This is a genomic window from Planomonospora alba (genome assembly GCF_039534085.1).
In the GTDB taxonomy this organism is placed as follows: domain Bacteria; phylum Actinomycetota; class Actinomycetes; order Streptosporangiales; family Streptosporangiaceae; genus Planomonospora_B; species Planomonospora_B alba.
Genome location: NZ_BAAAUT010000034.1, coordinates 40,836 through 53,909, shown reverse-complemented (window position 1 = coordinate 53,909; position 13,074 = coordinate 40,836). Strand labels below are relative to the sequence as shown.

The window sequence follows — 13,074 nt, the reverse complement described above, 5'->3', positions numbered from 1 at the left end:
CTGCCCGCTGAGGAGTTTGCCCTCCATGTCGTTCGTCACAGCGCCGTTTCCTGCCGAGCCCGGCGGCCCGGCCCCCTACTTCCGTCGTGAGTTCACCGCCGACACACTCCCCGACCGGGCCCGGCTGCAGGTGACCGCGCTGGGCATCGTCGAGCCCTACCTGAACGGCACCCGGGTGGGCGATGAGGTGCTGGCGCCCGGCTGGACCTCCTACCGCCACCGGATCCAGGTCAGCACCTACGAGGTGACCGATCTGATCTGCTCCGGCGCCAACGCCCTGGGCGCGATCGTCGGCGAGGGCTGGGCGGCCGGCCGCCTGGGATATGAGGGCAGAAACCGCCACTACACCGACCGGCCCGCGCTCTTCATGCGGCTGGAGCTGACCTACGGTGACCGTACCGTCATCGTGGGCACCGACGGGCAGTGGACGACCGCCACCGGCGCGGTGCTGGCGCAGAGCCTGTACGACGGCGAGAACTACGACGCACGGTGTGAGCCGGACGGCTGGAACCTGCCCGGCTTCGACGACGGCGCCTGGTCCCCGGTGGAACCCTTCGACTGGGACCCCGCCACGCTGGTCCACCGCAACGCCGAGCCGATCCGCCGGATCGAGGAACTGGCCCCGGTGGAGATCACCACCAGCCCGTCCGGGACGACCATCGCCGACTTCGGGCAGAACCTCTCCGGCTGGGTACGGCTGGCCGTCACCGGCCGGGCCGGGCAAACCGTGACGATCCGCCACGCCGAGCTGCTCACCGAGGGCGAGCTCGACGTCGCAACCCTGCGCACCGCCCGATCCACCGACACCTACATCCTGCGCGGCGGCGGCCAGGAGCGCTGGGAGCCGCGTTTCACCTTCCACGGCTTCCGCTACGCCGAGATCGATGGCCCCTTCGACGAGATCACCGCCGTGGTGGTGCACAGCGACATGCGCCGCACCGGCTGGCTGGAGACCTCCGACGACCTGCTCAACCGGCTGCACGCCAACGCGGTGTGGTCGATGCGCGGAAACTTCGTCGGCGTGCCCACCGACTGCCCGCAGCGCGACGAGCGGCTGGGCTGGACCGGCGACCTCAACGCCTTCGCCCCCACCGCCGCCTTCTTGTACGACGTGCGCGGCGTGCTCGGCTCCTGGCTGGACGACCTGGCCGCCGAGCAGGCCGAGAAGGGCTATGTGCCCTGGGTGGTGCCGGACATCCTGTCCACCCCCTCGCCCCCGACCGCGCTGTGGAGCGACGTGGCGGTCAGCCTGCCCTGGACGCTCTACCAGCAGTACGGCGACACCGAGATCCTGCGCCGCTGCTACGACTCCATGGCCGCCTTCATCGGCGACGTCGAGACCCGGCTGGACGCCGACGGATTGTGGAGCAGCGGCTTCCAGTTCGGCGACTGGCTCGACCCCGACGCCCCGGCCGACAACGCCGCCGGCGGTAAGACCGACCGGCATCTGGTGGCCTGCGCCTACCTGGCCAAGACCACCCGCGAGATGGCCGACACCGCCCGCATCCTGGGCCGGGAGCAGGACGCCGCCCGCTTCACGGCACTGGCCGACCGGGTGCGCGAGGCCTTCCGCCGCGAGTACGTCACCGCCCACGGGCGGGTGGCCGGTGAGACCGCCACCGCCTACGCCCTGGCCATCTGCTTCGGCCTGCTGGACCCGGACCAGGAGGCGCACGCCGGAACGCGGCTGGCCGCTCTGGTGGCCAAGGCCGGATACACCATCTCCACCGGGTTCGCCGGCACCCCGCTGATCCTGCCCGCCCTCAGCAGGACCGGTCACCTGCAGGAGGCCTACCTGCTGCTGACGCAGACCGCCTGCCCGTCGTTCCTGTATCCCGTCACCCAGGGGGCCACCACGATCTGGGAGCGCTGGGACGCCATCCGCCCCGACGGCAGCCTCAACCCCTCGGGCATGACCTCGCTCAACCACTACGCTCTCGGCGCGGTCTGCCACTGGCTGCACACGACCGTCGGCGGCCTGTCGGCGATCGAGCCCGGCTATCGCAGGATGCGCATCGCCCCCCAGCCGGGCGGCGGCCTGACCCACGCCACCCTCACCCACAGCACCGTCCACGGCGAGGTGCGCATCGGCTGGCGCATCACCGGCACCCGGATGGATGTCGAGGTCACCATCCCCGAAGGCACCGAGGCGGTCGTCGAGCTGCCCCTCGGTGACCAGGTCATCGAGATCACCGGCGGCGACCACCGCTGGCGCTACGACCTGCCCGAGGGCTCCGGCTCACGCGAGGCCTACACCATGGACACCCCGCTGAGGACCCTCGCCGCGGACCCGGCGGTCTGGCACGCGCTCACCGGCGTGTTCGCCAAGCACTTCCCCGGCATCCCCATCGACGGCGACGCCCCCGAGGCCGCCGCCTACTCACTCAACAACATCCTCGACTTCGTTCCCGGCGCCTCCGAGGCCCTGAAGAACGACCTGAAGAGCGCACTGGCGGGATCGCGTCAGGCGGACCGCTGACACCGATGGCCATGGGATCAATCAATCCAGTCCATCAGGCAACTAATTATTACTGGGAGGACCAACTCATACCTTGCCTATATAGGAAGTTGCGGGTATGAAGGCAACTATGGAAACAACCGCGTCGGCGGCACCCGCATCCATGATCGACCGCGTGGTCCAGATCCTCGAGACGTTCGACGCTCCGGTGGGTCTCACACTCGCCCAGGTGGTCTCGCGCACCGGGTTGCCCCGATCGTCGACCCATCGCATCCTCGAACACCTCGTCAAGATCCGCTGGTTGCGGCGTGAGGGCAACACCTATCAGCTCGGGCTGGGCGTCCTGGAGCTCGGCACGCTCGCCGTGCACCAGCACCATCTGCGCAAGACCGCGCTGCCGTACCTGCACGAGCTGCAGAGCCTCACCGGCATGGTGGTCCACCTCGCGGTGCTCGACGGGCCCGAGATCGTCTACCTGGACAAGATCGGTGGCCGGTTCGGCATGAGCCTGCCCTCCCGAATCGGGGGCCGCCAGCCGGCCCACTTCACCGCGGTGGGCAAGGCGTTGCTGGCCGACTCCCGCGACGAGGCCGTGCGGGCCACGCTGGCGGCCGCGCCGGACGCGCGCACCGCCCGGAGCATCACGACCGAACAGGCGCTCAAACGTGAGCTGGGCCGAATCTCCGAGCGCGGGGTCGCCTTCGACCGGGAGGAGTCGGCGCAGGGCATCGGGTGCGTCGCGGCACCCATCGGGCCGCCGGGCGGACCGGGGCAGGCGGCGGTCTCGGTGTGCGGACCGATCGGCAGGATCCACTTCGACCAGCTCGTCGGGCCGGTCAGGGCGGCGGCAAGCCAGATCTGGAACACGGTGGCCAGGGAGCAGATGCGTCGTCCCGGCCGGTTGAGCTACGCCTCCTGACCCGGTCAGGGTGGCCGTCCCGGTGACCGGGATGGCCGCTGCCGCGCACTCCCGGCCGGTGGCTACCGTCTGGGCAGCCGAGTGGTCATCGAGGAGGACGAACGTGGGCACGAGCTGGGATGACACCTACGACGTCGTGGTCATCGGCTCCGGCGGGGGCGGCCTGACGGCCGCCTACACCGCGGGCAGCGCGGGCCTGCGCACGCTCCTTCTGGAGAAGTCGGAGTACTTCGGGGGCATGACGGCCTACTCCGGGGCCTGCCTGTGGCTGCCGGGCAACCCGATCACGGCGGAGGCGACCGCGGAGGACACTCCCGAAGGCGCTCTGGAGTACCTGCGTGCGGTGGTGGGCGACAGCGCGCCCGAGGCCATGCAGCGCGCCTACGTCACGGGCAGCCGCCGCCTGGTGGAATTCCTGCTGCAGAACCCGGCGATCCGGTTCGACTACGGAGCCTTCCCCGACTACTACGACGTGCCCGGCCGGGTCAGGGGCGGGCGGGGAATCTTCCCCCGCCCGATCGCCGGCGCCGAGCTCGGCGAGCTGCTGGAGCGGCTGCAGCCGCCGATGGCGGCTCACCGGTTCGGTCGTCAGGTCGACCGGACGGAACTGCGCGGCGGCCAGGCGCTCGTCGGCAGGCTGCTGCTCGCCGTGACCGGCACGGGCGAGGTGACGCTGCGCACGAGCACGCGCCTGACCGGGCTCGTCATCGAAGACGGCCGGGTCGTCGGCGTCGAGGCCGAACGGGCCGACGGCGGTGCCGTACGCGTGCGCGCCGAGCGGGGCGTCCTGCTGGCCGCAGGCGGCTTCGAGGCCGACATCGAACTGCGCCGCAAGTGGCAGGGGTTGGAGGAGGTCTGGACGAACGCGCCGGACACCCACACCGGCGATGCGATCCTGGCCGGCATGCGGGCCGGGGCCGCCGTGGCCCGGCTGGAGAATGCGTGGTGGGCGCCGAACCTGCTGTACCCGCACGGCACTTCGGCCTTCGCGGTCGGGATCCACGGCGGCCTGTTCGTGGACGCGGCCGGGCAGCGCTTCGCCAACGAGTCCCTGCCCTACACGCGGCTCGGCCAGCGCATCCTCGACCTGCGCGCGCAGGGCCGGCCGGTCCCCCCCGTCCACTGGATCTTCGATGCCCGATTCCCGGCGCCGCCGTGCATCCTGGAGGCGGCGCCCGACCCCGAGGAGTTCCGCGAGGCCGGGCTGTGGCACACCGCCGACACCCTCGAAGGCCTCGCCGACCGGCTGGCCATCCGCCCGGACGCGCTCGCCGGAACGGTCGCGCGCTTCAACGCCTTCGCGGCTTCGGGGGTGGATGAGGACTTCCACCGCGGCGAGGACGAATGGGACCGGTTCTTCGGCCGGGGCCGCGGACCGAACCCGTGCCTGGTGCCGGTCGATCGCGGACCGTTCCACGCGGTGCGGATCGGCGTCGGCGACCTGGGAACCAAGGGCGGCCTGGTCACCGATACCTCGGGCCGGGTGCTGACCGAGGCGGGCGAGGTGATCGCCGGCCTGTACGCCACGGGCAACACCACCGCCTCCGCCACCGGGAACGTCTACCCGGGGCCCGGCGCGCCGATCGGCACCGCGATGGTGTTCGGCTTCCTGGCCGCCCGGCACCTGGCGGGCCACGATCTCTGAGGCGCTTGGTGCGGGGCCGCCCCCGAAGCGGGCATGCCGGTCGCGGTCGTGAAGTCATCCGTGCCGGGCGGGCGCCTCTTCCAGGCCGCAGCGACGGGAAGGCGCCGGTTGCGGGGTGATTCCCGGCCGGCGGCTCACCGTGTCGCCGCGCGCTCCCGCGACGCCGGGACGTCGGCCTTGTCCGTCTGCTCCCATGGCACCGCCCAGCCACGGACGTCCACGTGACCGCTCGCAAGGTCGTCGGCGTATCGCTCCAGCAGCGAGGAGCAGGCCGCGATTTCCTCGTGCGGCCAGTGCGCCGTCGCCTCGCGCACCTTCTGGCGTTGCAGGGTGTCGATCCGGCGGATGAGCTCGGTGCCCTTGCGGGTGGCGCGCAGTCGGCTGCTGCGGCGATCGAGGGTGTCGACGGCCCGCATCAGCAGTCCCTTATCTGCCAGCTCCGCGGCGTGCTTGCTGGCCCGGGAGGAGTCCATGCCCAACCGCTCGCCGAGTTCGGAGACGGCCAGGGGTCCGTGCCGGGCGACCGTGCGCAGGGCGATCAGGCTGCGCATCGCGACCGGGCACCTGGCCAGTTGGGCCAGGCGCTGCGTGTTGGCGACGGGGTCGGTGGTCAGGCCGGTCCATTCCACAAAGGCGGCCACCACCGGCGCGAACCGCTCGAGCGCCGCGCGGCGCGGCCGGTCGGCCTCCGGGCCCAGCGCGCGCGCGACGCAGTCGGCGGGGATGTCGATGACGGGACCGGCTGCATCGCGCGCCACCGCGCGATGCAGCCGCTCGATCAGCTCGCCCAGCCGGACGACGTCGCCGGTGGCCCAGCCGTCCAGGGCGACGAGGTAGTCGTTGATCCACACGGCCCACCAGGTGCGCAGCAGCGCGCGCCCCGCATCGGTGATCGTTATCCAGTGGGTTCGCCGGTCGCCGGGATCCACCGCGCGCAGGATGAGGCCCATCTCCTCCAGGCGGCCGAGCTGCCTGCTGGCGCGCGACAGGTCGACCTCCAAGGCGGCCGCGACCTGCCCCACCGTGATCTTCCGGTCCGGCATGAGCCAGACCAGGGCGCGGGTGTCGGTGATGGTGACGTCGGTTGCGACGACCGTCTGCAGGCGGCGGGCCGTACGCGGGCTGCGCCCGCTCGCGGCGATGAGGTTGACGAAATGGACGATCCCGGCAACGTCTGCATGGGCCGTCCCCCTCGTCGCCTGGCGCATGGTCATTAGCATAACTTCCGCGAATTGCCTGCACGTCATCAGATGCTCTGCCGCCCGTGAACGGCCTTGTCATTGCGCGGAGGATGTAGCGGGGGCGAGCAGCCTCACGGTGACGGTAGCGGTCATGGCGCAACCGATGACGGGGTGGTCCCGGTGAGCGGGATCACTCTCTGGCGGGCCGGCCGGGCGCCGGTGATGCTACCCGGGCACCCGTGAGGCCACGGGGCGCCGGCCGCCCGGCGGAGCGGGAAAGCACCGTCCGCGGCCGGAATGTGGCGGCTCACCCCTGCTCCCACCCGAAGGATGAGTGTGGAATCCGATGTCGTGCGCTACGAGCGCAGCGGGCCCATCGCCCGCATCACCATGAACCGCCCGCAATACCGCAACGCGCAGAACTCGGCGATGACCTACGCCTTGGACGACGCCTTCTACCGGGCCAAGGCCGACTCGCCGGTCGCCGCGCGCGTGGTGAACACCAGCTCGGGCGCGGGACTGATGGGCAGCGTCGGCCAGGCCAACTACGCCGCGGCCAAGGCCGGGGTCGCCGCACTGACCCAGGTGGCCGCCGTGGAGCTGGCCCGCTACGGGGTCGCCGTCAACGCGATCGCGCCCACGGCGCGCACGCCGATGACCGAGCGGGTCTTCGCCCAGCGGATGCGGGCCCCGGCCTGCGGGTTCGACGCGATGGACCCGGCCAACGTCTCCCCGCTCGTGGTGTGGCTGGCCAGCGCGCAGTCCGAAGGGGTGACGGGCCGGATGTTCGAGGTGGAGGGCGGGACGGTGAGCCTGGCCGACGGATGGCGGCACGGGCCGGCCGCCTCGCGCGAGGGCCGCTGGGAGCCCGAGCAGCTCGGTCCCGTCGTGCGCGGGCTGATCGCCGCCGCGCCCGCCCCGGCGCCGGTGTACGGGGCGTGAGCGTGGATTTCCGGTTCGACGCCGCGGATGAGCGCTTCCGGGACGAGGTCGGGGCCTGGCTGAGGACCAATCTCACCGGGGTGTTCGCGGACCTGATCGGCAGCGGCGGCCCCGGCGCCGAGCACGAGCTGGTGGCCGAGCGGCGGGCCTGGGAGCGGCGCCTGGGCGCGGCCGGCTGGATCGGCCTGGGCTGGCCGCAGGAGACCGGCGGGCGCGGGCTGGGCTGGGCCCGGCAGGTGATCTTCGCCGAGGAGTACGCCCGCGCCGGAGCACCGGGCCGCATCGGCCACATCGGCGAGCATCTGCTGGGCCCGACGCTGCTCATGTTCGGCACGCCCGAGCAGCGGCGCGCGTTCCTGCCCGGCATCCTCAAGGGCACCCAGCTGTGGTGTCAGGGCTACTCCGAACCCGACGCGGGATCCGACCTGGCCGCCGTCCGCACCCGTGCCGAACTGCGCGACGGGCAGTGGCGCATCACCGGGCAGAAGGTGTGGACGTCGCTGGCCCAGGTCGCCGACTGGTGCTTCGTGCTGGCACGTACCGAACCCGGCTCCGAACGCCACCGCGGGCTGTCGTACCTGTTGGTGCCGATGGACCAGCCGGGCGTCGAGGTGCGCCCGATCGTGCAGCTCACCGGCACCTCGGAGTTCAACGAGGTGTTCTTCGACGACGCGCGCACGGCGCAGGCCAACGTCGTGGGCACACCGGGAGACGGCTGGCGCGTGGCGATGGGCACGCTGGCCGTGGAGCGCGGCGTGTCCACCTTCGGCCAGCAGATGGGCTTCCAGCGCGAGTTCGACGCCGTGCTCGCGGCGGCACGCGACACCGGCGCGATCGGCGACCCGGACATCGCCGCGCGGCTGGTCGAGGCGTGGATCGGGCTGCGGGTCATGCGCTTCACCGCGCTGCGCACCCTGGGCACGCCGCCGGGGGCTGTGCCCGGTGCCGAGTCCAACATCGCCAAGCTGCTGTGGGCCCCCTGGCACCAGCGGCTCGGCGAGCTCGCCGTCGACGTCGCCGGCCCCGCCGCCACACTCGGCGGCCCGGGGGAGAAGCTGTCGCAGGCTCAGCGGCTGTTCCTGTTCACCCGGGCGGACACGATCTACGGCGGCTCCAGCGAAATCCAGCGCAACGTCATCGCCGAACGCCTGCTCGGCCTTCCCCGGGGATAGCGGCCATGGACTTCACCTTCTCCGACGACCAGCTCGCGCTGCGCGAAGTGACCCGGCAGTTCCTCGCCGAGCACGGCGGCAGAGCCGTCCAGGAGGCACGTGCCGAGCCGGGCGGGCTGGACCACGCGCTGTGGCGGCGGCTGACCGGCGAGCTCGGGCTGGCCGGGCTCGCCGTACCGGAAGTCTTCGGCGGCGCGGGAGCAGGCCTGCTGGAGATCGCGATCGTCGTGGAGGAGCTCGGCGCGTTCCTGCTGCCCGTTCCCTACCTGGCCAGCGCGCTGACCGCCGCGCTCCTGGCCGAGCTGGCGGGCGGCGGGGCAGGTACGGGCGCTGCGGCGGGCACAAACTTCGCGACGGATACGGATGTCGCGGGTGGCGCGGGTTTCGCGGCCAAGCACCTGCCGGGGCTGGCCGACGGCTCGCTCATCGGCGCCCTGGCCTGCGCCGAGGTCGCCGCCGGGGGGTCGCCAGGGGTGCGGCTGGGCGCGGAGGGCCGTCTGTACGGCACGGCCGGCCACGTTCTCGGCGGTGACGTCGCCGACGTGCTGCTCGTCGCCGCCGCGAGTGGTGACGGCGTGATGCTGTGCGGGGTGCGGCGCGACGCGCCGGGACTGGCCGTCAGCGTGCCGCCGGTCCTGGACCCCACCAGGCCCCAGGCGCGGATCACCTTCACCGGCACGCCCGCCACGCCGCTCGGCGTGGACGGGCGGCGGGCCGTGGAGCTGCTGTGGACCGCCCTGGCCGTGGAGTCGGCGGGGGCCGCCCGCCGCTGCCTGAGCGACACCGTGGACCACCTGCGTCGGCGCAGGCAGTTCGGGCGGGCGCTCGGCTCGTTCCAGGCGCTGAAGCACCGCTGCGCCGACCTCGCCGTCGAGATAGAGTCGGCGGTGTCCACCGCTTACTACGCGGCCTGGGCCGCAGCCGAGTCGCCGGAAGAGGCGGCCGTCGTCGCGCCGCTGGCCAAGGCGCACTGCGCCGATGTGTTCTGGCACGCCGCGGCCGAGTCCATGCAGCTCCACGGCGGGATCGGCTTCACCTGGGAACATGACGCCCACCTGTACCTCAAGCGCGCCAAATCCACTCAGCTGCTGTACGGCGCGCCCGCCTACCTGCGCGGGCTCGTCGGCCGCAGGGCGGGCATCCTGCGCTGACCCGGCCCGCAACGCCCGGCGGCCCTGCGCGCCCGGCGGTCATACGCGGCCGGGGCCCGCCGCGGCGTCGAGCGCCGCCGGGACCGTCCGGGCGGCCGCCGGGTCCGGTCCATCGGGAGGCCCCATCGCACACGCCTTTCCGGTCTCGGGTGAAGCGCCCGGAACCTGGGCCGGGAAGCCCGGACCGGGGTTCGGGACAGCGGACTCCAAATCAGCGGCCTGAGAACCGCGGGGCGGGAACGCGCCCGCGGGCAGGCAGGCTACCTCGTGCCCGCCGGGCCGCGGGAGCGGCGCCGCCCGCTCAGCGGGACAGGTGATTCCCCCCTCACCACGCCGCGGGGAGCATCGGACCCCGAAGGATCGCGGCATCCCGAACAGGGCGAGCGGAAATCATGAGGAGGCCACATTGCCCCGCGTTGTCTACGCACGCAGTGTGCACGATGAAGCAGAGATCAACGCCTGTCTGGAGGTGCTGCGCAGCGGGCCGTACGGACTGAAGATCGGCAAGCACGTGGCCGAGATGGAACGCCAGGTCGCCGACCTGTACGGCAAGCGGCTCGGCCTGATGTGCAACTCCGGCTCCTCGGCGCTCTATCTCGCCCTGGAACTGCTCGACCTGCCCAAGGGCGCCGAGGTCATCACCTCCCCGCTGACCTTCTCCACCGACGTGGCGCCGATCGTGCGCGGCGGCTGGGTCCCGGTCTTCGCCGACGTCGAGCCCGACACCTACAACGTCGACGTCACCAAGATCGAGGAACTCGTCACCGGCCGCACCAGGGCCGTGCTCTTTCCCAACCTGGCGGGCAACGCCCCGGACTGGGACGCGATCAGGGACATCGCCGACCGCCACGACCTGAAGGTCATCGAGGACTCCTGCGACTGCATCGGCACCACTCTGCGCGGGACCAGGACCGGCAGCCGCTCCGACATCACGGTCACGAGCTTCGCCATGGCGCACATCATCACCTGCGCCGGCAACGGCGGCATGGTCTGCCTCGACGACGAGCGGCTGCGGGACCGGGGCCTGATGCTGCGGCGCTGGGGCCGGCGCTCCGAGCCGCACCTGTTCGGCTCCGGCGGCGCGGGCCGGGTCTTCCGTGAGGACCTGGACGGCGTCGCCTACGACAACGACTTCATCTTCGACGTCCTGCCGTGGAACTTCGAGCCGTCCGAGCTCGGCGCCGCCTTCGGCCTGGAGCAGCTGAAGAAGCTCACGGCCAACCACCGGCGCAGACAAGAGATCTTCGCCGCCTACAGCGGCGCCTTCGGCGCCTACCCGCAGTTCTTCCGGCTGCCGCGCCAGCATCCCGACTTCGACACCGCCTGGCTGTGCTATCCGGTGACGATCCGCCAGGACGCCGGATTCCACCGCTATGAGCTGCAGGAGTCCCTGGAGGCCGCCGGCATCGACACCCGCACGGTGTGGAGCGGCAATCTCACCCGCCACCCCATGATGCGCGAAGTGGAGTTCCGGGTGCCCGACGGCGGCCTGCCCCACGCCGACGAGGTCTTCGAACGCGGCATGTCGCTCGGCATGAGCCACGGGATGAGCGATGAGGAAGTCGGCCACGTCGTACGCGCCATCCACGCGTTCGCCGGATCCCGGTGAGCGGGAGGTCCGGTTCCGCGAGGTGGCGCCCCCTTCCGACGATGGTGCGGAAGGCCGCTGATGCAGGGAGGAAAGATGGCGCCATCGTCGACCGACCGGGTCCGCGTCATCGAGGCCGGCGCGCCGCCGGCCCGCTACGCCCGGGGCTGGCACTGCCTGGGCCTGGCCGACGGCTTCCGCGACGGCCGGCCGCACGCCGTCCAGGCGTTCGGCACCAAGCTCGTGGTGTTCGCCGACAGCTCGGGACAGCTCCATGTGCTCAACGGCTACTGCCCCCACATGGGCGGAGACCTCACCATGGGCACCGTCAAGGGCGATGAGGTGGCCTGCCCCTTCCACGACTGGCGCTGGTCGGGATCGGGCCGGTGCACGGCTATCCCGTACGCCCGCCGCGTGCCGCCGCGCGCCCGTACCAGGGCGTGGCCGGTGCTGGAGGAGAACCGGCAGCTGTTCGTCTACCACGACCCCCAGGGCAACCCGCCGCCCCCCGAGGTGGCGATCCCGCGCCTGGAGGCCGCCTTCTCCAAGGAGTGGTCGGACTGGACGTGGAACTCGCTCCTGATCGAGGGCGCGAACTGCCGCGAGATCGTGGACAACGTGGTGGACATGGCGCACTTCTTCTACGTGCACTACGCCTTCCCGGTGTACTTCAAAAACGTCTTCGAAGGACACCTGGCCACCCAGCACATGAACTCCAAGAGCCGCCCGGACATCGCCCTGGGCTCCACCTACACCAGATCCGAGGATGAGCAGGAGCGGATCGGCCGCTCCGAGGCGACCTACTTCGGCCCCTCCTACATGATCGACTGGTTGTACGGGTCCAACGGCCTGATCGAGACCGAGACCGTGCTGATCAACTGCCACTACCCGGTGACGCCCACGAGCTTCGTGCTGCAGTGGGGCGTGATCGTGAAGAAGCAGCCCGGCCGGCCCGACGCCGAGGCCCAGGCGATCGCGCGGGCCACGGCCAAGGGCGTCGAGGTCGGGTTCCTGCAGGACGTCGAGATCTGGAAGAACAAGACCCGCATCGACAACCCGCTGCTGTGCGAGGAGGACGGCCCCGTCTACCAGCTGCGGCGTTGGTACGAGCAGTTCTACGTGGACGTCGAGGACATCACGCCGGAGATGGCCGACCGCTTCGAATTCGAACTGGACACCGAACGGGCCGTCGGGTTCTGGCAGCGGGAAGTCGAGGACAACCTCGCCCGGCAGGGCGGGGTCCCGATCCGGCCGTCCGCACAGTGACCAACGGTGAGAAGGAGATCGCGGTGCAACTGCTGTCCTGCCGCAGGTGCGGCACCTCCGTCCTGGTGAAGAAGAACAGCCTGGCGCAGACCTCGGTGCAGTGGAACGGCGGCTCCGGCGGCTGCGCGGAGTTCGCCGAACGGCGCGCCGCGCCGGCGCAGGCACCGGCGGTGATCCCCACCTGCGCCCAGCTGCGGGACTCCATCGAGGACGCCGTCAGAAACGGCCTGCTTTCGGTGCCCGCCCCATGACCGCCACCTCGATCGACGCCCGTGACTTCCGCACCGTGCTCGGCCACTTCTGCACGGGCGTCACCGTGATCACCGGACTGGACGGCACCGAGCCGGTCGGCCTGACCTGCCAGTCCTTCTCCTCGCTGTCCCTCGATCCGCCGCTGGTGCTGTTCTGCCCCAGCCGCACCTCCAGAAGCTGGCCGCGCATCAGGCACGGCGGCCGGTTCAGCGTCAACGTCCTGGCCGAGGACCAGCAGGAGGTGTGCGAAGCGTTCGGCTCGCCCGGCGGGACCAAGTTCGACGCCGTCGGCTGGCGCCTGACCCCCGGCGGCGCCGTGGTGATCGACGGAGTGCTGGCCTGGCTGGACTGCTCGATCGAATGCGTTCACGGCGGCGGCGACCACGAGATCGTGGTCGGCCGGGTGCGCGAGCTGCGGGTCGAGCGCGACCATCGGCCGCTGCTGTTCTACCGCGGCGGCCACGACCTCGGCGTCTCGCTCGTCGGCGAGCGTTAGGAGA

Annotated in this window: 11 protein-coding genes; 10 read left to right on the top strand and 1 reads right to left on the bottom strand. The window is 71.7% G+C overall.

Annotated elements, in window-relative coordinates; genetic code table 11:
- Window positions 1–25: 25 nt before the first annotated feature.
- The 3 genes from ABD823_RS20965 (at window position 26) to ABD823_RS20955 (ending at window position 5,022) form a co-directional block, all read left to right on the top strand.
- On the top strand, window positions 26–2,479 hold the full coding sequence (locus ABD823_RS20965; RefSeq protein WP_344862153.1) for an alpha-L-rhamnosidase: 2,454 nt from the start codon (window positions 26–28) through the stop codon (window positions 2,477–2,479).
- Window positions 2,480–2,588: 109 nt separating this feature from the next.
- Window positions 2,589–3,377: an IclR family transcriptional regulator gene (locus ABD823_RS20960; protein WP_344862151.1), complete on the top strand. Its 789-nt coding sequence runs from the start codon at window positions 2,589–2,591 to the stop codon at window positions 3,375–3,377.
- Window positions 3,378–3,480: 103 nt separating this feature from the next.
- On the top strand, window positions 3,481–5,022 hold the full coding sequence (locus ABD823_RS20955; protein WP_344862149.1) for an FAD-binding protein: 1,542 nt from the start codon (window positions 3,481–3,483) through the stop codon (window positions 5,020–5,022).
- 134 nt (window positions 5,023–5,156) lie between these two features.
- Here the strand turns inward: ABD823_RS20955 and ABD823_RS20950 are convergent, their stop codons facing one another.
- Window positions 5,157–6,230, bottom strand: coding sequence for a MarR family winged helix-turn-helix transcriptional regulator (locus ABD823_RS20950; RefSeq protein WP_344862147.1), 1,074 nt, complete (start codon window positions 6,228–6,230; stop codon window positions 5,157–5,159).
- Between the two features lie 303 nt (window positions 6,231–6,533).
- Between ABD823_RS20950 and ABD823_RS20945 the strand changes: the two genes are divergently transcribed.
- The 7 genes from ABD823_RS20945 (at window position 6,534) to hsaB (ending at window position 13,070) form a co-directional block, all read left to right on the top strand.
- Window positions 6,534–7,145, top strand: a complete 612-nt coding sequence (locus tag ABD823_RS20945) for an SDR family oxidoreductase (protein WP_344862145.1) — start codon at window positions 6,534–6,536, stop codon at window positions 7,143–7,145.
- Window positions 7,142–8,317, top strand: coding sequence for an acyl-CoA dehydrogenase family protein (locus ABD823_RS20940; protein WP_425566634.1), 1,176 nt, complete (start codon window positions 7,142–7,144; stop codon window positions 8,315–8,317). Before ABD823_RS20945 ends, ABD823_RS20940 begins: the two co-directional genes overlap by 4 nt.
- 5 nt (window positions 8,318–8,322) lie before the next feature.
- Window positions 8,323–9,468 carry an acyl-CoA dehydrogenase family protein gene (locus tag ABD823_RS20935; protein ID WP_344862143.1) on the top strand — a complete coding sequence of 382 codons (1,146 nt, stop codon included), beginning with the start codon at window positions 8,323–8,325 and terminating at the stop codon, window positions 9,466–9,468.
- A 433-nt stretch (window positions 9,469–9,901) separates the two neighbouring features.
- Window positions 9,902–11,077: a DegT/DnrJ/EryC1/StrS family aminotransferase gene (locus tag ABD823_RS20930; protein ID WP_344862141.1), complete on the top strand. Its 1,176-nt coding sequence runs from the start codon at window positions 9,902–9,904 to the stop codon at window positions 11,075–11,077.
- Between the two features lie 75 nt (window positions 11,078–11,152).
- On the top strand, window positions 11,153–12,322 hold the full coding sequence (locus ABD823_RS20925; RefSeq protein ID WP_344862139.1) for a 3-ketosteroid-9-alpha-monooxygenase, oxygenase component: 1,170 nt from the start codon (window positions 11,153–11,155) through the stop codon (window positions 12,320–12,322).
- A complete protein-coding gene (locus ABD823_RS20920; RefSeq protein WP_344862137.1) occupies window positions 12,319–12,573 on the top strand; it encodes a hypothetical protein in 255 nt (84 codons plus the stop codon). The genes ABD823_RS20925 and ABD823_RS20920 overlap by 4 nt, the downstream gene beginning before the upstream one ends.
- On the top strand, window positions 12,570–13,070 hold the full coding sequence (gene hsaB, locus ABD823_RS20915; protein WP_344862135.1) for a 3-hydroxy-9,10-secoandrosta-1,3,5(10)-triene-9,17-dione monooxygenase reductase subunit: 501 nt from the start codon (window positions 12,570–12,572) through the stop codon (window positions 13,068–13,070). The genes ABD823_RS20920 and hsaB overlap by 4 nt, the downstream gene beginning before the upstream one ends.
- The last annotated feature ends 4 nt before the right edge of the window (window positions 13,071–13,074 follow it).